This window comes from Paralcaligenes ginsengisoli, from assembly GCF_054781135.1.
On record NZ_BAAGUZ010000031.1, the window covers coordinates 1 to 18,977 of the forward strand.

21 protein-coding genes are annotated in these 18,977 nt (G+C 57.9%); 15 read left to right on the top strand and 6 right to left on the bottom strand.

Annotated elements, in window-relative coordinates; all coding sequences use genetic code 11:
- The coding region (locus ACYVIS_RS14060) for a hypothetical protein (protein WP_460874232.1) at positions 1–197 on the top strand (197 nt) is incomplete at its 5' end.
- A 10-nt stretch (positions 198–207) separates the two neighbouring features.
- On the opposite strand, the gene lexA is transcribed toward ACYVIS_RS14060, so the two are convergent.
- Together lexA and ACYVIS_RS14070 are read right to left on the bottom strand one after the other, a co-directional pair.
- Positions 208–852 carry a transcriptional repressor LexA gene (gene lexA, locus ACYVIS_RS14065; RefSeq protein ID WP_232742892.1) on the bottom strand — a complete coding sequence of 215 codons (645 nt, stop codon included), beginning with the start codon at positions 850–852 and terminating at the stop codon, positions 208–210.
- A gap of 103 nt (positions 853–955) precedes the next feature.
- Positions 956–2,161, bottom strand: a complete 1,206-nt coding sequence (locus tag ACYVIS_RS14070) for an amino acid aminotransferase (RefSeq protein ID WP_232742893.1) — start codon at positions 2,159–2,161, stop codon at positions 956–958.
- 80 nt (positions 2,162–2,241) lie between these two features.
- On the opposite strand from ACYVIS_RS14070, the gene uvrB reads away from it, so the two are divergent.
- The 11 genes from uvrB (at position 2,242) to ACYVIS_RS14125 (ending at position 11,776) form a co-directional block, all read left to right on the top strand.
- Entirely contained in the window at positions 2,242–4,260 is a 2,019-nt protein-coding gene (uvrB, locus tag ACYVIS_RS14075; protein WP_232744516.1) for an excinuclease ABC subunit UvrB, read from the top strand.
- Positions 4,261–4,668: 408 nt separating this feature from the next.
- Positions 4,669–5,160: a low molecular weight protein-tyrosine-phosphatase gene (locus ACYVIS_RS14080; protein WP_232742894.1), complete on the top strand. Its 492-nt coding sequence runs from the start codon at positions 4,669–4,671 to the stop codon at positions 5,158–5,160.
- A gap of 185 nt (positions 5,161–5,345) precedes the next feature.
- Complete coding sequence (gene iscR / locus ACYVIS_RS14085) at positions 5,346–5,855, top strand: Fe-S cluster assembly transcriptional regulator IscR (RefSeq protein WP_232742895.1); 510 nt, start codon at positions 5,346–5,348, stop codon at positions 5,853–5,855.
- A 21-nt stretch (positions 5,856–5,876) separates the two neighbouring features.
- The gene (locus tag ACYVIS_RS14090; protein WP_232742896.1) at positions 5,877–7,088 is read left to right on the top strand and encodes an IscS subfamily cysteine desulfurase; all 1,212 of its coding nucleotides are present in this window, start codon (positions 5,877–5,879) and stop codon (positions 7,086–7,088) included.
- 12 nt (positions 7,089–7,100) lie between these two features.
- Complete coding sequence (iscU, locus tag ACYVIS_RS14095; protein WP_232742897.1) at positions 7,101–7,484, top strand: Fe-S cluster assembly scaffold IscU; 384 nt, start codon at positions 7,101–7,103, stop codon at positions 7,482–7,484.
- Between the two features lie 2 nt (positions 7,485–7,486).
- Positions 7,487–7,810, top strand: a complete 324-nt coding sequence (iscA, locus tag ACYVIS_RS14100) for an iron-sulfur cluster assembly protein IscA (protein ID WP_232742898.1) — start codon at positions 7,487–7,489, stop codon at positions 7,808–7,810.
- 1 nt (position 7,811) lies between these two features.
- On the top strand, positions 7,812–8,345 hold the full coding sequence (hscB, locus tag ACYVIS_RS14105) for a Fe-S protein assembly co-chaperone HscB (protein ID WP_232742899.1): 534 nt from the start codon (positions 7,812–7,814) through the stop codon (positions 8,343–8,345).
- A 5-nt stretch (positions 8,346–8,350) separates the two neighbouring features.
- Complete coding sequence (hscA, locus tag ACYVIS_RS14110) at positions 8,351–10,216, top strand: Fe-S protein assembly chaperone HscA (protein WP_232742900.1); 1,866 nt, start codon at positions 8,351–8,353, stop codon at positions 10,214–10,216.
- 10 nt (positions 10,217–10,226) lie between these two features.
- Positions 10,227–10,568, top strand: coding sequence for an ISC system 2Fe-2S type ferredoxin (gene fdx, locus ACYVIS_RS14115; protein WP_232742901.1), 342 nt, complete (start codon positions 10,227–10,229; stop codon positions 10,566–10,568).
- Positions 10,568–10,759, top strand: a complete 192-nt coding sequence (gene iscX / locus ACYVIS_RS14120; protein ID WP_232742902.1) for a Fe-S cluster assembly protein IscX — start codon at positions 10,568–10,570, stop codon at positions 10,757–10,759. Before fdx ends, iscX begins: the two co-directional genes overlap by 1 nt.
- A 135-nt stretch (positions 10,760–10,894) precedes the next feature.
- A complete protein-coding gene (locus ACYVIS_RS14125; RefSeq protein ID WP_232742903.1) occupies positions 10,895–11,776 on the top strand; it encodes a methylglyoxal synthase in 882 nt (293 codons plus the stop codon).
- 126 nt (positions 11,777–11,902) lie between these two features.
- Here ACYVIS_RS14125 and lysS read toward each other — a convergent pair whose 3' ends face one another.
- The 3 genes from lysS to prfB form a co-directional block, all read right to left on the bottom strand.
- Entirely contained in the window at positions 11,903–13,423 is a 1,521-nt protein-coding gene (gene lysS / locus ACYVIS_RS14130) for a lysine--tRNA ligase (RefSeq protein ID WP_232742904.1), read from the bottom strand.
- 11 nt (positions 13,424–13,434) lie between these two features.
- Positions 13,435–14,190 carry an SDR family oxidoreductase gene (locus ACYVIS_RS14135; protein WP_232742905.1) on the bottom strand — a complete coding sequence of 252 codons (756 nt, stop codon included), beginning with the start codon at positions 14,188–14,190 and terminating at the stop codon, positions 13,435–13,437.
- Between the two features lie 88 nt (positions 14,191–14,278).
- A protein-coding gene (gene prfB, locus ACYVIS_RS14140) for a peptide chain release factor 2 (protein WP_232742906.1) occupies positions 14,279–15,383 on the bottom strand; the annotation gives its coding sequence in 2 pieces (ribosomal slippage) (positions 14,279–15,301 and positions 15,303–15,383; 1,104 coding nt in all).
- A gap of 172 nt (positions 15,384–15,555) precedes the next feature.
- On the opposite strand from prfB, the gene ACYVIS_RS14145 reads away from it, so the two are divergent.
- The 3 genes from ACYVIS_RS14145 to ACYVIS_RS14155 are packed head-to-tail and all read left to right on the top strand — an operon-like array spanning position 15,556 to position 18,176.
- The gene (locus tag ACYVIS_RS14145; protein WP_232742907.1) at positions 15,556–16,830 is read left to right on the top strand and encodes a 3-isopropylmalate dehydratase large subunit; all 1,275 of its coding nucleotides are present in this window, start codon (positions 15,556–15,558) and stop codon (positions 16,828–16,830) included.
- A gap of 3 nt (positions 16,831–16,833) precedes the next feature.
- On the top strand, positions 16,834–17,322 hold the full coding sequence (locus ACYVIS_RS14150; RefSeq protein WP_232742908.1) for a LeuD/DmdB family oxidoreductase small subunit: 489 nt from the start codon (positions 16,834–16,836) through the stop codon (positions 17,320–17,322).
- Positions 17,319–18,176, top strand: coding sequence for an isocitrate lyase/PEP mutase family protein (locus tag ACYVIS_RS14155; RefSeq protein ID WP_232742909.1), 858 nt, complete (start codon positions 17,319–17,321; stop codon positions 18,174–18,176). Before ACYVIS_RS14150 ends, ACYVIS_RS14155 begins: the two co-directional genes overlap by 4 nt.
- Before the next feature lie 23 nt (positions 18,177–18,199).
- Here ACYVIS_RS14155 and ACYVIS_RS14160 read toward each other — a convergent pair whose 3' ends face one another.
- Positions 18,200–18,967, bottom strand: a complete 768-nt coding sequence (locus ACYVIS_RS14160; protein WP_232742910.1) for a GntR family transcriptional regulator — start codon at positions 18,965–18,967, stop codon at positions 18,200–18,202.
- Positions 18,968–18,977: the final 10 nt, after the last annotated feature.

Here is an 18,977-nt window from a genome sequence, read left to right on the forward strand (position 1 = left end):
GCACCTCGACCGCTGGACGTGCCGGACTGCACAGCACCGCCCACCCTGCGGCGTCTTTACAGAACTACCGTCCAAAGTACAAAGTAATAAGCTCAAACCTGAACGAACGGCTCAAAAATAATCGACTGAAACACGTTCAGTTCTGTAAACACTCGAACCGAAAATACGCTGGAAAAGACTTGCGGCTGCCGCCCTGAGTACGAGGCTTCAGTTCAGCGGCGTAGTGCGTATCAGCCCCACGGCAATGCCTTCCAGGGAGAACTCATCTTGAGGCCCCACCACGATAGGTTTGAAATCGGGGTTTTCGGGCAGGAGTTCGATGCGGCTGCCGGATTTGGACAGACGCTTGACAGTGACATCGTCGCCCAGGCGGGCCACCACTATTTGGCCATTGCGCGCCTCAGGGGTTTTTTTGACAGCCAGGAGGTCGCCGTCGAGTATGCCGGCATCGCGCATGCTCAAGCCGCGTACGCGCAGCAGGTAGTCGGGCGCCTGGCTGAACAAAGCTGGTTCTACACCGATTTCGCGCTCGATGTGCTCGGTAGCCAGAATAGGGCTGCCGGCGGCCACGCGGCCGACTATGGGTAGCAATAATTGCGCAAGCATGGAGGACGGCGACTGAACGGAGGCGGCTGCATCGTCCCTGAGGCGGATACCGCGCGAGGCGCCTGCGGTGAGCTCGATAGCCCCTTTTTTAGCCAGCGCCTTGAGATGGTCTTCGGCTGCGTTGGCCGACTTGAAGCCAAGCGCGCGCGCGATTTCGGCGCGGGTGGGCGGGAAGCCGGTGCGCGTGATCTCGGCCCGGATGAGGTCGAGGATTTGTTGTTGACGCTCGGTGAGTTTGGCGGCCATTGCGAAATAAGCTGTATTTATGTACAGCTTGGATTCTGCGGCAAACAATACAAAAAATCAAGTGTTTGCCGCCGGAAAAACGAATGGACCGCTAAATGGACCGCTATTTTGCCAATACTTCGGCGACGGCTTGCGCCACGTAGTCGATGTTGCGGCTGTTGAGGGCCGCCACGCAGATGCGGCCGCTGCTGACCGCGTAAACGCCATGTTCGTCGCGCAACTGATCGACTTGTGCGGAAGTCAGGCCCGAGTAGGAAAACATGCCGCGCTGCGACAGCACGAAATCGAAATTCTGCTTGACCCCATGGGATTTCAGCTTTTCGACCAGTTGCGTGCGCATGGCGCGTATGCGTTCGCGCATGCCGGCAAGCTCGCCAACCCAGATCTTGAAGAGTTCGGGCGAGTTCAGCACCATGGAAACCACGGTACCACCGTGGGTGGGAGGGTTGGAATAGTTGGTGCGAATTACACGCTTGAGCTGGCTTAGAACCCGGCCTGATTCTTCCTTGCTGGCCGACACCATGGTCAGGGCGCCGACGCGTTCGCCGTAAAGCGAGAATGATTTGGAGAATGAGGAGCTGATGAGCATGTTCAGGCCTTGTTCGGCAAACATGCGCACCACCGACGCGTCTTCTTCCAGGCCGTCGCCGAAACCCTGGTAGGCAATGTCCATGAAAGGAACCAGCTGTTTATCCTTGACGACTTTGGCGATTTGCTGCCATTGCGCAAAGCTGGGGTCGACACCGGTAGGGTTGTGGCAGCAAGCGTGCAAGACCACGATTGTCTGTGGCGGCAGGGCCTTTAGGCAGGCCAGCATGCCATCGAAATTCAGGCCGTGGGTGGCGGCGTCGTAGTAGGGGTATGTATCGACCGCAAAGCCCGCCCGTTCGAACAGGGCCCTGTGGTTTTCCCAGCTGGGATCGCTGATGAGGACCTTGGCGTTGGGCAGCAATTGTTTGAGGAAGTCGGCGCCGATCTTGAGGGCGCCGGTGCCACCCAGAGCCTGAGCCGTCAACACGCGGCCTTCGGCAACCAGCGGGGAGTCTTTGCCCAGCAGCAGCGTTTGCGCGCCTTTGTTGTAGCCCGCGATTCCGTCTATGGGTAGATAGCCGCGAGCGGCAGCGGCTTCGATGCGGGTGACTTCAGCGGCATGAACGGCATTCAGCAGGGGAATCCGGCCTTGATCGTCGCAGTAGACCCCCACGCCCAGGTTGACTTTGTTGCCACGGGTATCGGCATTGTATTGCTCGTTCAGGCCAAGAATAGGGTCGCGTGGAGCGAGTTCGACTGATTCGAAAAGTGAGTTCATTTTGGGAGGTTAGTGGGTGGGGGTAGAGAGAATAGGAGCAATGGTGAGATAATAAGGGGTTTACCCTTATCGTGTCCAGCATGAACGCTCCCGGCTTTGTCGAATATCCGAATAGTCCCTTTCAGTTGTACCAGCCCTATCCGCCGGCGGGGGATCAGCCTGCGGCCATCGACTCGCTGGTCGACGGTATCAACGACGGCTTGATGTTCCAGACCCTGCTGGGCGTCACGGGTTCGGGGAAAACCTTCACCATGGCCAATACGATTGCCCGCACGGGCCGTCCTGCCATCGTGCTGGCTCCCAATAAAACCCTGGCGGCGCAGTTGTATTCCGAAATGCGCGAGTTTTTCCCGAATAATGCGGTCGAATATTTTGTGTCGTATTACGACTACTACCAGCCGGAAGCGTATGTCGCCGCTCGCGATCTTTTTATCGAAAAAGACTCGTCCATCAACGAGCACATCGAGCAGATGCGCCTGTCGGCCACCAAAAGCCTGCTCGAGCGGCGCGACACGATTATTGTCGGTACGGTGTCGTGCATATACGGGATAGGCAATCCGGGCGATTACCATGCAATGGTGCTGACACTGCGGGCGGGCGATACGATTCCGCGCCGGGAATTGCTGGCGCGGCTGGTGGCCATGCAGTACGAGCGCAACGACGTGGAGTTCGTGCGCGGCAACTTTCGCGCCCGTGGCGAAACCATCGATGTGTTCCCGGCCGAGCATGCCGAACTGGCGCTGCGCATTACTTTGTTCGACGAGGAAATCGAAAGCCTGGAGATGTTCGACCCGCTGACCGGCAAGATCAAGCAAAAGGTGCCGCGCTTCACCGTCTTTCCCAGTTCGCACTATGTGACGCCGCGCGAGACGGTGCTGCGCGCTATCGAGACCATCAAGCTGGAATTGCGCGAACGCCTGGATTTCCTGGTCAAGGACGGCAAGCTGGTCGAGGCGCAGCGGCTCGAGCAGCGTACCCGCTTCGATCTGGAAATGCTGCAGGAACTTGGGTTTTGCAAGGGCATCGAAAATTACTCGCGCCATCTGTCGGGTGCGGCTCCGGGCGAACCTCCTCCGACGCTGATCGATTACCTGCCTGCCGATGCCTTGATGTTTATCGATGAAAGCCATGTCACCGTGGGCCAGCTGGGCGGCATGTATCGGGGCGACCGTTCGCGCAAGGAAACGCTGGTGCAATTTGGTTTTCGGCTTCCCTCCGCGCTGGATAACCGGCCTTTGCAGCTTGAAGAGTTCGAACAGCGCATGCGTCAATGCATCTTTGTTTCCGCGACGCCGGCCGTATATGAAAAAGAACACGCCGATAATGTGGTGGAGCAGGTGGTGCGGCCCACGGGTCTGGTGGATCCCGTGGTTGAGGTCCGGCCCGCCCTGACGCAGGTCGACGATCTGCTGGGGGAAATCAAGCTGCGTGTCGAGGTACGGGAACGTGTGCTGGTGACTACGCTGACCAAGCGCATGTCCGAGGATCTGACCGATTATCTCAATGAAAGCGGCTTGAAGGTACGCTATTTGCACTCGGACATCGATACTGTCGAACGGGTTGAGATCATTCGTGATCTGCGCCTGGGTGTATTCGACGTGCTGGTTGGGATCAATCTATTGCGCGAGGGGCTGGACATACCTGAAGTGTCCCTGGTGGCGATTCTGGATGCGGATAAAGAAGGATTTTTGCGCTCGGAACGCAGCCTGATACAAACCATTGGGCGAGCGGCTCGCAACCTGCATGGGCGAGCCATTTTGTACGCCGATCGCATTACCGATTCGATGCGGCGGGCAATGGGCGAAACCGAACGCCGGCGCATCAAACAGACGGCTTTCAATAAAGAGCATGGTATTACCGCCCGGGGCGTGGACAAGGCGGTTCGCGAAATGATTGACGGCGTGATGGCTGCCGCTCAGCCCGTTTCGGCGGCCGATGATATTTCGCCGGATGTGCTGGTCGACGAAAAATCGCTGGCCAAGGAAATTAGGCGCCTGGAGAAATTAATGATGGATCATGCCAAAAACCTGGAGTTCGAGCAGGCGGCCGCCGCGCGCGACTCGCTCAACCGGCTCAAGCAACGTGCCTTGCTGAGTTGAAGGGTGGCCGGACGGCTTATTACGAATAGTATTGGATTTGGCTAAGATGATATTGCGCCGCGTTTGAATCAGTATGTTGCAAAATACCAACATTGCAGGGCTTTTGGACGTGGCAATTCGAACGTGACTCCGTCATGTAACAATTCTATGATGACCACGTGTTATCTAGGGGTTTACCTTGATATCGGGTGTTTTTCGAATGGGTGGAAGATCAATTGTTGCAGTGCACGAATAAGGCCGCTTCATTGCCGGTAAATTGGCTAAATCGCCTGCTTCAAAAGACCTTGAAACATCGATAAGGCCTTAATGTAGTTGCGTTTTTATTTTTGTCAATGTGTAGCCTTTGATGAATTGTGACATCGCAAAAAGGCCTTGCCTTATCTCGGGTTTTCCCTCACACTTTCACCTATGATGACTAAGGTACTTTTCGTTTGCATGGGTAATATCTGTCGCTCGCCGAGCGCAGAAGGCGTATTTCGCCATTTGATCGACGATGCCGGATTATCCGGGGTTGTAGGCGTCGATTCTGCTGGTACCCACAGCTTTCATATCGGCGAAGCTCCCGATGCGCGCGCCCAGGCGGCGGCGCGCAAGCGTGGTTACGAAATATCCGGCAGTACGGCCCGTTTGGTTACGGCCGACGACTTCCGCGAGTTCGACCTGATTTTGGCCATGGACTGGGAAAACCTGTCCGCCTTGCAACAGCAATGCCCCAAAATTTACCAGCACAAGCTCATGCTGCTCATGCGCTTTGCCAACGAATTCGAAGAAGCTACCGTACCCGATCCTTATTATGGCGGGCCCGAAGGGTTTGGCAAGGTGCTCGATTATCTCGAAGACGCCTGCCAGGGTGTGCTCGAACTGGTGCGCAAGCGCGCGACTCAATATCAGGCGGCTTAAAAGCCCCTCAGCCAACCGCGCGATTGCCGCGGTTTTTTTTATCTGAAGTGTCCGATTTTCTCCTCATGCCTGAATCTGTACCAAATTAGTCCGGAATTTGCTATACTTGACTCATTTAGTCGGGTATAAAGTCGCCGGCTATATCTGTTTACTTGTGTACATCAGGCTTTGGCAAGGAAATCACCATGCGTTTAACGACTAAAGGGCGTTTTGCGGTGACAGCCATGATTGATTTGGCGTTACGGCAACAAAGCGGCCCGGTTACTTTGGCTGCCATCAGCCAGCGTCAGAACATTTCGCTGTCGTACCTCGAGCAGCTGTTCGGCAAATTGCGCCGACACGAGCTGGTCGAAAGCGTGCGTGGTCCCGGCGGGGGGTATTCGCTGGCGCGGCTGGCCCGGAATATTACGGTGGCCGACGTTATTTTCGCTGTCGACGAGCCATTGGATGCGACCAGTTGTGGTGGCAAAGAAGACTGCACGGTGGGCCGAATCGGCAATACCGGCAAATGCATGACACACGAACTTTGGTCTACGCTTAATCGTAAAATGGTTGATTACCTGGATTCCGTTTCCCTGCAAGATCTGGTCGATCAGCAACGCATGCGTTTGCTTCACGAGGCCTCGCAGGCGCAGTCCGAAGTTCGTCTTAACCGTTCGCCCGATGTGAAAATCGCATCGTCAGTGGCGGCGTAAGGATTTTTGGGAGTTGGTTCAATGTTTTCACGTCCTGTATATCTAGACTATTCTGCCACCACGCCAGTAGATCCGCGTGTGGTCGACAAAATGGTGCCGTGGCTGTACGAGCAGTTTGGCAACCCCGCTTCGCGCAGCCATGCTTACGGCTGGGAAGCCGAAGAGGCCGTTGAGCAGGCGCGCGCCGATGTCGCAAAACTGGTCAATGCCGACCCGCGCGAAATCGTGTGGACCTCAGGGGCAACCGAGTCGAACAATCTGGCCATCAAGGGCGCGGCGGGCTTCTATTCCGGGCGTGGCAAGCATGTCATTACGGTGAAAACCGAACACAAGGCGGTGCTCGATACCTGCAGGGAGCTTGAGCGGCAAGGGTTCGAGCTTAGCTACCTCGATGTACGGGACGACGGCTTGCTCGATCTCGACGCGTTTAAAGCGGCATTGCGTCCCGACACGATTCTTGTGTCGGTCATGTTCGTCAACAATGAAATCGGTGTTATTCAGGACATTGCTGCAATCGGCGATATCTGCCGCGAAAAGGGCATTGTTTTTCATGTCGATGCGGCACAGGCAACCGGCAAGGTCGGGATCGACCTGCAAGAGCTCAAGGTCGACCTGATGTCGTTCTCGGCACATAAAACCTATGGCCCCAAAGGCATAGGCGCTTTGTATATTCGCCGCAAGCCTCGCATCCGCGTCGAAGCGCAGATGCACGGCGGCGGCCACGAGCGCGGTTTTCGTTCGGGCACGCTGGCCACCCATCAAATCGTCGGCATGGGCGAGGCGTTCCGTCTGGCCCGCGAAGAGATGGGTACTGAAAACGAGCGGATACGCATGTTGCGCGACCGCCTCTGGAACGGGCTTTCGAAAATAGAAGAAGTCTATCTGAATGGCGACATGGATAAGCGCGTACCCCATAACCTCAACGTCAGTTTCAATTATGTCGAGGGCGAGTCGCTCATCATGGCAATCAAGGAGCTGGCCGTATCGAGCGGGTCGGCCTGCACCTCGGCCAGCCTGGAACCCTCGTACGTATTGCGCGCCCTGGGCCGCAACGACGAGCTGGCCCACAGTTCCATACGTTTTACGCTCGGTCGCTTTACAACCCAGGAAGAGATCGACTTTGCGGTTCAACTGCTGGCCAGCCGCGTCGGCAAGCTGCGCGATATGTCGCCGCTGTGGGAAATGGCCCAGGACGGCATCGACTTGAATTCGGTCGAATGGGCCGCACATTAATCAGGAGCACACATGGCTTACAGCGAAAAAGTACTTGATCATTACGAAAATCCTCGTAATGTAGGCGCGTTCGATAAATCCGATGACAGTGTCGGAACCGGCATGGTGGGTGCTCCCGCCTGTGGCGACGTCATGAAATTGCAGATCAAGGTCAACGAATCCGGTATTATCGAAGATGCGCGCTTCAAAACCTACGGCTGCGGCTCGGCCATTGCATCCAGTTCCTTGGTGACTGAATGGGTCAAGGGCAAGACGCTCGACCAGGCCATGGACATTCGCAATACGCAGATCGCCGAAGAACTGGCTTTGCCGCCAGTCAAGATTCACTGTTCGATTCTGGCTGAAGACGCGATCAAGGCAGCCGTTCGCAACTACAAAGAGAAGCACCAGGAGTAATCATGGGAATCACGCTTACACAACAAGCGGCCGACCACATCGGTCGTTATCTCGAGAAACGCGGCAAAGGCGTTGGCTTGCGGCTGGGCGTTCGTACTACCGGCTGCTCCGGCATGGCGTACAAGCTTGAATATGTCGATGAGCCCGATTCGGAAGACATCCTGATCGAATCGCTTGGCGTCAAAGTCTATATCGATCCCAAGAGCCTGCCTTACCTCGAGGGCACGCAGCTTGACTACTCGCGCGAAGGCTTGAACGAAGGATTCAAATTTTCCAATCCCAACGAAAAGGCCACTTGCGGGTGCGGCGAGTCCTTTACGGTGTAATGTGGCGAGCGACAATTATTTTCAGTTGTTCGGCCTGCCTCCCCGCTACGCACTCGATAATTCGGTTTTAGAAAAGACATGGCGCGAGCTTGCCGCCAAAGTCCACCCTGATCGCTATGCGACGGCAAGCCCCGCCGAACGCAGGGTGGCGATGCAGTGGGCGTCGACGATCAACGAGGCTTATCGGGTGCTTAAAATGCCCTTGAACCGGGCTCGCTATCTGTGCGAGCTTTCGGGCTGCGACCTGCAGGCTGAAAGCAATACGCGCATGGATGATGGCTTTCTAATGCGCCAAATGGAATGGCGCGAGCGGCTCGATCATGCTCGCGAAAAGCATCGTGTCGATGTTTTTGATTCCCTGGAAGAAGACATACGCCGCTCCCGCGCCGAAATGCACGACGCCATGATCCGCCTGATCGATCAGAAGCACGATTATGAACAGGCGTCGGACAAAGTGCGCGAATGGATGTTCGTCGAGAAATTCTCCCAGGAAGTGCAGTCCGCACATCACGATCTAAACGACCGTAAGAATTAAACACTATGGCTTTATTGCAAATTTCGGAGCCAGGCGAATCGCCGGCTCCCCATCAACGTAAGCTGGCTGTCGGCATCGATCTGGGTACGACCCATTCTCTGGTGGCATCGGTACGCAATAGTGTTCCCGAAATATTGCGCGACGCCGATGGCCGGGCCCTGTTGCCTTCAGTCGTACGGTACAGGGATTCGGGGGCTGTGGACGTCGGTTATGCGGCGATTGAATATCAGGCCGACGATACCTTGAATACGCTGGCCTCGGTCAAACGCTTTATGGGGCGGTCGCTCGACGAGGCCCGCCGCGAGGGCGTGTCCTACGAATTCGTCGACGCGCCGGGAATGGTCAAGCTGCGCACGGTTCAGGGCGACTTCAGCCCTGTGGAGGTTTCCAGCCGCATACTGGAAACCTTGCGCAAGCGCGCCGAGGGCGTGCTGGGCGGCGAACTGGTGGGGGCGGTCGTCACGGTCCCCGCCTATTTCGACGATGCGCAGCGCCAGGCGACACGCGATGCAGCCCGTTTGGCGGGTCTCACGGTACTGCGTCTGCTCAACGAGCCGACCGCGGCGGCTATCGCCTATGGCCTGGATCATGGCGCCGAGGGTATTTATGCGGTCTACGACCTGGGGGGCGGCACCTTCGATATTTCCATACTGCGCTTGGCCCAGGGTGTATTTGAAGTCGTCGCCACGGGCGGCGACACCAGTCTGGGAGGCGACGACTTCGATGCCGAGATTGTGAATCGCGTCGTTGCGGCCCAGGGCCTGGGCAATCTGGGCAAGGGCGATCAGCGTGCCTTGCGTTTGGCCGCCCGTGCGGCTCGCGAGGCCTTGTCGACCGAATCCGCAGTCGAGTTCAACGCCGATTTGTCCGATGCCAGGCGGATTCGCTGCACCATTGGCCGCGAACAGTTTGAAGGCTGGACGCAGGGCCTCGTGCAGCGCACGCTGCATCGCGCCACACGCACACTGCGCGATGCGGGGCTCGACAAAGAGCAGATTAAAGGCGTGGTGATGGTGGGCGGCGCAACACGCATGCCGGTAATTCATCGCGAAGTAGGACGTCTGTTCGGCACTGTGCCGTTGATCGATCTGGATCCCGATCAGGTCGTGGCGCTGGGTGCGGCTTTGCAGGCCAATTTGCTGGTGGGAAACCGGGCCGCGGGCGAAGACTGGCTGTTGCTGGATGTGACTCCGCTGTCTCTGGGCCTGGAAACCATGGGCGGCATTGTTGAACGTGTCATACCGCGCAACAGCACGATTCCAGTTGCACGGGGGCAGGAATTCACAACGTTCAAGGATGGACAGTCGGCCATGAGCATACACGTCGTGCAGGGCGAGCGGGAGCTGGTGTCCGATTGCCGTTCTTTGGGCCGTTTTGAATTGCGCGGCATTCCACCCATGACGGCAGGCGCCGCCCGTATTCGCGTTACCTTCCAGGTCGATGCGGATGGCTTGCTCAACGTGGCGGCCCGCGAAGAAAGTACAGGAGTCGAAGCTACGATTTCCGTCAAGCCGTCCTACGGATTGTCCGATGACGAGGTGGCGCAAATGCTGGCCGATGGCATGGCCAATGCCGATGACGATGCCAAGGCTCGCGCATTGCGCGAGCAGCAGGTGGAAATCAAACAACTGATCGAGTCGGTGACGGTCGCATTGGCTGCCGATGCCGATTTATTAAGCCCTGCCGAGCACGAAAGAATTGTTCAGCGTCTGGCCCAAGCCGCCGAAGCTCAGGCTTCGGCCGATATCGAGGCGGTTCGTTCCGCGGCCAAGGCCTTGAGCCTTGCGACCGATGCCTTTGCCGCATTGCGCATGGATCGCAGCATACGTGCCGCCTTGTCGGGCCGCAGGCTCGACGAGCTGACGGAGTAAGAGAATTGTCATGACCAAGATTACAGTTTTACCGCACCCCGAGGTCTGTCCGGAAGGTTTCGTGATCGAAACCGCGCCGGCCGGGGAATCGATTTGCCGGGTTTTGCTGGACAACCAGATCGAGATTGAGCACGCGTGCGAATTGTCCTGCGCCTGCACTACTTGCCACATCATTGTGCGTGAAGGCTTCGGCTCGCTGGAAGATGCCACCGACAACGAAGAAGACTATCTGGATCGCGCCTGGGGGCTTACTCCCGTGTCACGCCTGTCGTGCCAGGCCAAGGTGGGCCATGCCGACCTTGTGGTGGAAATACCCAAATACTCCGTTAACCACGCCAAGGAAAGCCACTGATGCGCTGGACCGATACCTACGAGATCGTCGAGGCCTTGCAGGAAGCCCACCCCGATGTGGACCCCAGGCAAGTGCGTTTTACGGATTTGCGCGACTGGATACAAGCCTTGCCTGGCTTTGATGATGATCCTGCGCGTTGCGGCGAGCGGATACTCGAAGCCATCCAGATGACGTGGATCGACGAGTTGTAAACGCGGCAATGATCCGCAGGGCCGCCTGTGTTTCTTTTCAGGCCGTGATGGGCGATGGGATGTGCGTGGTTCTCCGGATGCCCATGGCTCTCGGGTATATTATTGCTTCGCCCAACTCTTCCCGTCCTGACAGCCATGGCTCTTCCTACGTTACGTTTTGGCTTGGCGGCCAACCGCTTGCATCACGAAACTCCCGATGCGGCGATATTCAATTGGCTTGAGCGATCCGGCCCGGCGATCAAAGAGCTGGGTATCGAGTTCTATACCGTCGGGCGCACCTATCATGCGATTGAGCAATCCGGCTTGTTGCGCGGTTATGCAGGGCTGGTCCGCTATCCCTACGGCCGTGACGGCGGCCTGATGAAGCTGGTGGCCCGGGTTACCGAGAGCCGCGACGGAGCGCCGCCGTTCGATGGCGCCATTTATCTCATCGATCCTGTGGATCCTTCATCCATCTTTCCAGAGGCCCTGGCCTTGAAGCGCCAGTGCATTACTCACGGCCGACCCTTTATTTCCACCGTTGCCGGTGCTGTCGAGTGGATCGAGGTGGAGCGCCTGCACGCGGGCCTGGCTCCTACGGCCGAAACCAGGCGGTTGTTTGATTTTTCGCAAAAAACGGTTGCCCTGATTGCGCACGACGCTCTCAAAGACCAGATGGTCGATTTTGCGAGCCGCCATTTCGACCTTTTGTCGAGGTTCGAGTCGCGCATAGGCACGGGCACCACCAGCGGACGCCTGAATGAGCTTGCCTGGTCGCGCGGATGGCCCGGCGGGCAACCGTGGGTGCAGGCTTATTTAAGCGGGCCCTTGGGCGGCGACGCGCAGATCGCCGAGCTGGTGCTGGAACAGCGTTGCCAGCGGGTTATTTTCTTTGAAGACCCTCACGTTGCACGCCAGCATGAAGCCGATATACAACTGCTTGAAAGAGCCGTTCGCGTGGTGACCGACATTGCCACCTGCGCCACATCGCCCGTTGTCGCCCATAAATGGGCACAAGCGGTGGAAGGCCTGGCCTAGGGTCGCAGCACCAGGGGAGGGGGCCCAAGGGGCAGGCCCTGTGCCTGCCCGGGTGGATCGGTGCGGTGGCGGGCGGCCGTCGGGGCCGCCCCTACTGTCGTCGGAAGGCTGATACCGTGGAATGCGTCAATCTTCGCGGCGCAGGTGCGGGAAGAGGATGACATCCCGTATGCTGGGGCTGTCCGTCAACAGCATGACCAGGCGGTCGATGCCTATGCCGCAACCGCCGGTGGGAGGCATGCCGTATTCCAGGGCACGGATGTAATCGGCATCGTAATACATGGCTTCTTCGTCGCCCGCATCCTTGGCCTGCACCTGGGCCTGGAAGCGCGCTGCCTGGTCCTCGGGGTCGTTCAGCTCTGAAAAGCCGTTGGCGATTTCCCGGCCGGTGGCAAAAAGTTCGAAGCGCTCGGTAATCCCAGCCTGTGTATCCGAGGCGCGTGCCAGCGGCGAAACTTCGACCGGATAGTCGATGATGAAGGTGGGTTGCCACAATTTGGATTCGGCGGTTTCCTCGAACAGGGCAAGCTGCAAGGCTCCGACGCCGGCTCTGGCCAGCACGGGGCCATGAATGTCGGCTCCCAGCTTTTTCAGCTCGGCGCGCAAAAAGGTTTCGTCCCGTAGTTGTTCCCGGGTGTAGCCAGGCGCATATTTCAGTATGGCTTCAACAATTGTCAGGCGGTCGAAGGGCTGGCCCAGATCCAGCGTTTTCTCCTGGTAGATCAGGGTCGTGCCGCCGCAGGCAGCCATGGCGGCTGCGCGAATCAGGGATTCGGTAAAGTCCATGAGCCAACGATAGTCGGTATAGGCCGCGTAGAACTCCATCATGGTGAATTCGGGGTTATGGCGCGGGCTGACTCCTTCGTTCCGGAAATTGCGGTTGACTTCGAAAACGCGGTCGAATCCGCCGACGATCAGCCGTTTCAGGTACAGTTCGGGCGCAATGCGCAGAAACATGTCCATGTCCAGGGCGTTGTGGTGCGTTTCGAAAGGCTTGGCGCTGGCTCCGCCGGGGATGGGGTGCAGCATGGGTGTTTCGACTTCCAGGAACCCATGGTCGAGCATGAACTGGCGGATACTGCCTATGGCCTTGCTGCGCGCCGTAAAGGTGCGGCGGGTTTCCTCGGTCATGATGAGGTCGACATAGCGCTGCCGGTAACGCAGTTCCTGGTCGGCCACGCCGTGGAATTTGTCGGGCAGGGGGCGCAGTGATTTGGTCAGCAGGCGCGCTGTGTCGGCATGCACCGAGAGCTCGCCCTTATTGGTTTTGAATACCTTGCCTTCGACCGCAATAATGTCGCCGATATCCCAGGTCTTGAAACCCGCATAGTGGTCTTCGCCGAGACTGCCTCGATCGAGATAAATCTGGATGCGGCCCGAACCGTCCTGCAAGGCGGCGAAACTGGCTTTGCCCATGACGCGCTTGAGCATCATGCGGCCGGCAATCTTGACGTTTTTGCCTATGGCGGCCAACGCTTCCTTGTCGAGCGCGTCGTAAGCCTGATGCAGCTCGGCGGCCGAGCTGTCGGGTGTGAAATCGTTGGGATAGGCAAGCCCTTCGGCGCGCAGCCTGGCCAGTTTGCCGCGACGCTCGGCGATCAGGTGATTTTCGTCGGATGCGGGCGTAGTGGGCGTAGGTTCAGTCATGATTATTGGTATCAGGCGTAATTTCGTATGTCATCGAGTACGGTAGCGCCGAAATCGTCGCGATCGATGTATTGGAGGATTTTTGCAGCCACTGCTGCGGGTGAGGCCAATTGGCCCTGCTCATGCATATCGACGAAGCGGGACAGGTTTGGAAAGTCTTTGGGATCGCTGGCGCGGATACGTTCTTGCATGCCGGTATCGATGACGCCCGGGGCCAGCGACACAATACGCGCGCTGTCGGCTTCCTCGACGGCAAGGACTTGCGAATATCGGTCCAGTGCGGCCTTGGTCGCGCAATAAACGCCCCAGCCCGGGGTGGCATTGCGCCCGGCTCCGGAAGAAATATTCAGAATCCGGCGCTCGGCCTTGGATGCCGCGGTGGCGCGCAGGAATGCCGCGGTCAGGAGCATGACACTGGTTACATTCAGGTTGAAGGCGGCCGTGATGCCAGCTGCGCTGTTCAGGCTCGACGCCGGGAGTATGGGTTCGACGGTGCCTGCGTTATTGATCAGCAGATAGCGTTGCGCACCGGCCGCAAGGCCATTCATTACCTGTTCGGCGCAGTGTTCCGCCGCACTGGGGCTGGCCAGGTCAACCTGAATCTGCTGCAGGGAGCAGCCGGTTTCGGATGCCCGCTGCGCAAGCGCCGCGTGATGGTTGCGCGCCAGTGTAATGATTTGCGTGTCCGGCTTCATGAGGCCCAGCGCCAATGCCTGGCCTAGGCCTTTGGAAGCTCCGCTGATAATGGCAACAGTTGATAGACTCATAAGAAGGTCTCCAAAGACATATATGGCGGCGCGGGACAGTGTGCCCCGCGCGGCGCCAGTGTCGCAGTGATAATGGCTGGGCTGGGCATTAGACGCCTTGCTTCAGGCTGGCCTGAATGAACGGGTCGAGATCGCCATCCAGCACTTTCTGCGTGTTCGAAATTTCGACATTGGTGCGCAAATCTTTGATGCGGCTTTGATCCAGCACATAGGAGCGTATCTGGTGGCCCCAGCCCACGTCGGTCTTGGCGTCTTCCATCTTTTGCTGCTCCGCCATGCGCTGGCGCAGCTCGAGCTCGTACAGGCGCGATTTCAGCATCTGCATGGCCTCGGCCCGGTTACGGTGTTGCGACCGGTCATTCTGGCATTGGACAACGATGCCGCTGGGTATGTGCGTGATGCGCACTGCCGAATCGGTTTTATTGATGTGCTGGCCGCCGGCCCCGCTGGCGCGGTATGTATCGACCCGCAGGTCGGCAGGGTTGATCTCGATTTCGATCGAGTCGTCGACTTCCGGATAAACGAAAACGCTGGCAAATGAAGTATGCCGGCCATTGGCCGAGTCGAAGGGGCTTTTGCGCACCAGCCGGTGCACGCCGGTTTCGGTGCGCAGGAAACCAAAGGCGTAATCGCCTTCGATCTTGATGGTGGCCGATTTGATGCCGGCGACTTCGCCATCGGACTCTTCCAGTACTTCGGCCTTGAAGCCCTTGCGTTCGCAGTAGCGCAGATACTGGCGCAGCAGCATCGAGGACCAGTCCTGCGCTTCGGTGCCGCCGGCCCCGGCCTGGATATCCAGAAAGCAGTTCAGGGGATCGGCCGGGTTCGAGAACATGCGCCGGAACTCGAGCGCTTCAAGCCGTTCACCGTAGGCATCGCAATCGTGTTCAATGGCCTCCAGTGTGCTGTCGTCGTGATCGCCGGCTGCCAGTTCGAAGAGTTCTTTTGAGTCGGCCAGACCCGTGCCCAATTCGAACAATGTATGCACTACATTTTCCAGGCTTTTCTTTTCGCGGCCTAGGTCCTGGGCGTGCTTGGGATCGTTCCAGACCTCCGCGCTTTCCAGCTCGGCATTGACGACTTGCAGGCGCTCTGACTTGGCATCGTAGTCAAAGATACCTCCGAAGTGCCAATTGCCGCTCTTCATAGTCGTCCAGACGGGCTGCGAGGTGGTTTTGGCGTTCAGCTTCCATGATATTCCTGAGTGTGTTTTTTCGAATCAACTTGGCATTTTACCCTGTAGGCGTGGCTGGCGCTGTGCGGCCGATGGGCGGGCCGCCATCATGCACTGCTTCAACTATAATTTGTATTGTCATAAATACATGTATACAATAAAATCGATTATCACAGATGCCAGGCATGCCCATGCAAGCTCAAACACTAGCCCAGAAGCTCATCGCGAAGGCGTGCAACCAGCCGTCGGTCGCCGTGAACGAGATTGTGACGTGCCGCGTTGATCTGGCCATGTTCCATGATTCCAGCGGCCCCCGGCGCCTGAAGCCCATGCTCGAGAAGCTGGGGGCGCGAATCTGGGATAAATCAAAAGTCGTGCTGGTCATGGACCACTATGTGCCGGAAGAGGACGACGACTCCAGGAGAATCCTGAAAATCGCCCGCGATTGGGCCGCCGAACAGCAATTGCCCAATGTCTACGATTCAATCGGCATATGCCATGTCGTCCTGCCTCAGAAAGGGCATGTCAAGCCGGGGATGCTGTGCGTGGGCGGCGATTCCCACTCGCCCACGGGCGGAGCCTTCGGCGCCTATATGTTCGGCGTGGGCAGTACGGAAATGCTGGGGGTGGTCGTGACAGGCCAGATTTGGGTGAAAGTGCCTAAAACCATCATGATGCAATGGTCGGGCCGCTTGCAGGCCGGAGTTACCGCCAAGGACATGATGCTGCACATGATAGGCCTGTACGGAACCAACGGAGCCGATTACAACGCCGTCGAGTTTACCGGCGCGGCGGTCAGCGCTTTGTCCATGCAGGAACGCATGACCCTGTCCAATATGAGTGCCGAGCTGGGTGCGCAGGCTGGCCTGATTGCACCGGATCAGACAACCGTGGATTTCCTGCGTGTGGCCGGAGTCGCGGAAGAGATCGACCTGGCCCATTGGAAAACGGATGCCCATGCCGACGTGGAGATACATCGGTTTGACGCATCGGTGCTGGCTCCGATGGTTGCCGCCCCTCATAGCCCGGGCAACTCGCATGCGGTAGATCAGTTCGACAAGGTGCCCGTCCAGATCGCGTATATCGGCGCGTGCACAGGTGCCAAGCTGGACGACTTACGGGCCGCTGCCCGTGTACTCGGAAACAGGAAAATCGATCCGGCTGTCAGGCTTCTGGTGGCTCCCGCGTCGCAGCTGGACCAGCAGGCGGCGCAAAAAGAAGGGATCATGGATACCTTGATCGATGCCGGGGCTGAAATCTTCGCTACGTCCTGCGGGGCGTGTTCGGGTTATGGCAATGCGCTGGCAGGGGCGGGCAATGTGATTTCCAGTACCGCCAGGAATTTCAAGGGTCGCATGGGTTCGGTCGAGACCAATGTTTATCTGGCGTCGCCCTATACCGTGGCAGCCTCGGCACTGACTGGGCATATTACAGACCCACGGACCATTTTAGCGGAGGCCCGATAAGCCATGCGACATAAAGTTTGGCGCGTAGGCGCGAACATCGATACGGATGCCCTGGCTCCCGGCGCCTATATGAAACTGGAGATCAAGGAGATCGCCCGTCATTGCCTGGAGAATCGGTATCCCGATCTGGCGGCTTGCGTGCAAAAGGGCGATGTCCTGGTGGCGGGGCCGAATTTCGGCATAGGTTCTTCCAGGGAACAGGCTGTGGGCGTTCTCGTGGAACTGGGCATAGGGGCGGTTATCGCACCATCGTTCAGCGGCCTGTATTTTCGCAACGCGTTCAATCTTGGGTTGCTGGCGATTGTGTGTCCGGATGCGGAACAGATCGCAGAGGGCAGTCTGATCGAAATCGATGCCCGGAATTCGTGTATCCGAATTGAATCCGGTATATCGCTCGAGTGCCAGAAAATTCCCGATTTCCTTATCGAGATGGCATCGGCGGGCGGCTTGTTGAACCAACTGGAACGGAAGTATTCCGTGCAAAACTCATGAATAATTTGAAAGCTCGGCTTCAATCACAAGATTGCCTGCTGGTACCGGGCGTGTACGACAGCTTATCGGCGTTGATCGCTGAACAGGCTGGCTTTGAAGCGGTTTATTTATCCGGGGCATCGATCGCTTATACGCGGATTGGCAGATCCGATGTAGGGCTGACGACCTATACCGAAGTCGAACAAACCCTGGCGCGCATTACCGACAGGATCGCGTTGCCGGTCGTCGTCGACGCGGATACCGGTTTCGGCAATGCGCTGAACGTGATCAGGACTGTGAAAGGGCTTGAAAAGGCCGGCGCGGCCATGATCCAGCTGGAAGATCAGACTTTCCCCAAAAGATGCGGGCATCTCGCCGGCAAATCGGTCGTTCCGGTGCCCGAGATGTGCGGCAAATTGAAAGCTGCCCTGGATGCACGCCGCAGCGACAGCACGCTCATCCTGGCGCGCACCGATGCCGTGGCCGTCGAGGGCATGGACGCCGCCCTGGAGCGCGCCGAGGCGTATCTGGAGTGCGGTGCCGACGTTCTGTTCATTGAGGCCCTCGGAACGCTGGGCGATATGAGCCGCGCCTGCGACCAGTTCATGGACCGCATACCGCTTCTGGCCAATATGGTCGAAGGGGGCATGACTCCTCTACGATCGGCGGCGGCCTTGGGCGAAATCGGCTTCAGGATTGTCATCTTCCCGGGCGGAGCCGCTCGCGCCGTGGCGCACAGCCTGCAAAGCTATTATGGGCTTTTGCGCGAAAACGGCTCGACCAAGGCTTCAGCGGGAGCGATGCTCAATTTCAACGAATTGAACAAGCTGATCGAAACGCCCGAGCTGCTGGAACTGGGCAAGCGCTACGAGTAAGCGAGGGGCTGGTACGCCATGCCTTACCGGCTTTCGTCCATGACCCATGAATCGTGCCCCTTCAGGTGTTTGTTGGACATAGTCATGCGGTATTCGAAACGGTTGGGGTTGTACGCGGCAATAAGATATTCGACAGGTGTATTGCTAGTGTCGCGTATGACGCGCCGGATGCATAGCAGCGGCGACCCGGTTTCAAGATCCAGCGCTTCGGCATGATGCACGTCGGCCAACTGGGCTGTTATCGACTGCTCGGCCGATGCCGGTTTTATCTTGAGTTTCTTGAAGATTGTTTGCATCGGCTGGCGGACCAGGTCGTCTTCCGAGAAGCGTCTGCCTATGTGCTCGGGCACATAGGTGAGCAGATAGGAAAACGGAGCTCCGTCATAGTCTCGAACCCTGATGGCTTTCTGCACTTTGGCATTGGCGGCAAGCTCCAGCCTGTTTTGCACATCGGGGTTGGGGGTTTCGTATGCGAACTCCAATAGCCGGGCCTGGCTGGTGGCGCCCATGCGATCCAGATGAGCGAGCAGCTTGTTGATATCCGCCGACAGGGGCTGCACCTTGACGCTATTGCCGACGGGGAACGTCCCCGACCCTTGACGACGTTCTATGAGCCCTTCGCGCTGCAGCAGTTCCAGGGACCGCCGGATCGTAAGCCTGGATACGCCATACCGCTCGGCCAGGGCGTTTTCGCCCGGCAGCGGCAGGTTATTGCGGAATTCGTAATTCTCGATGCCTTGTTTGAGCAGGCGGTAGATTCTGTAATAACGCGGCGTGGGATTCGAGATCATGAATGAGCAT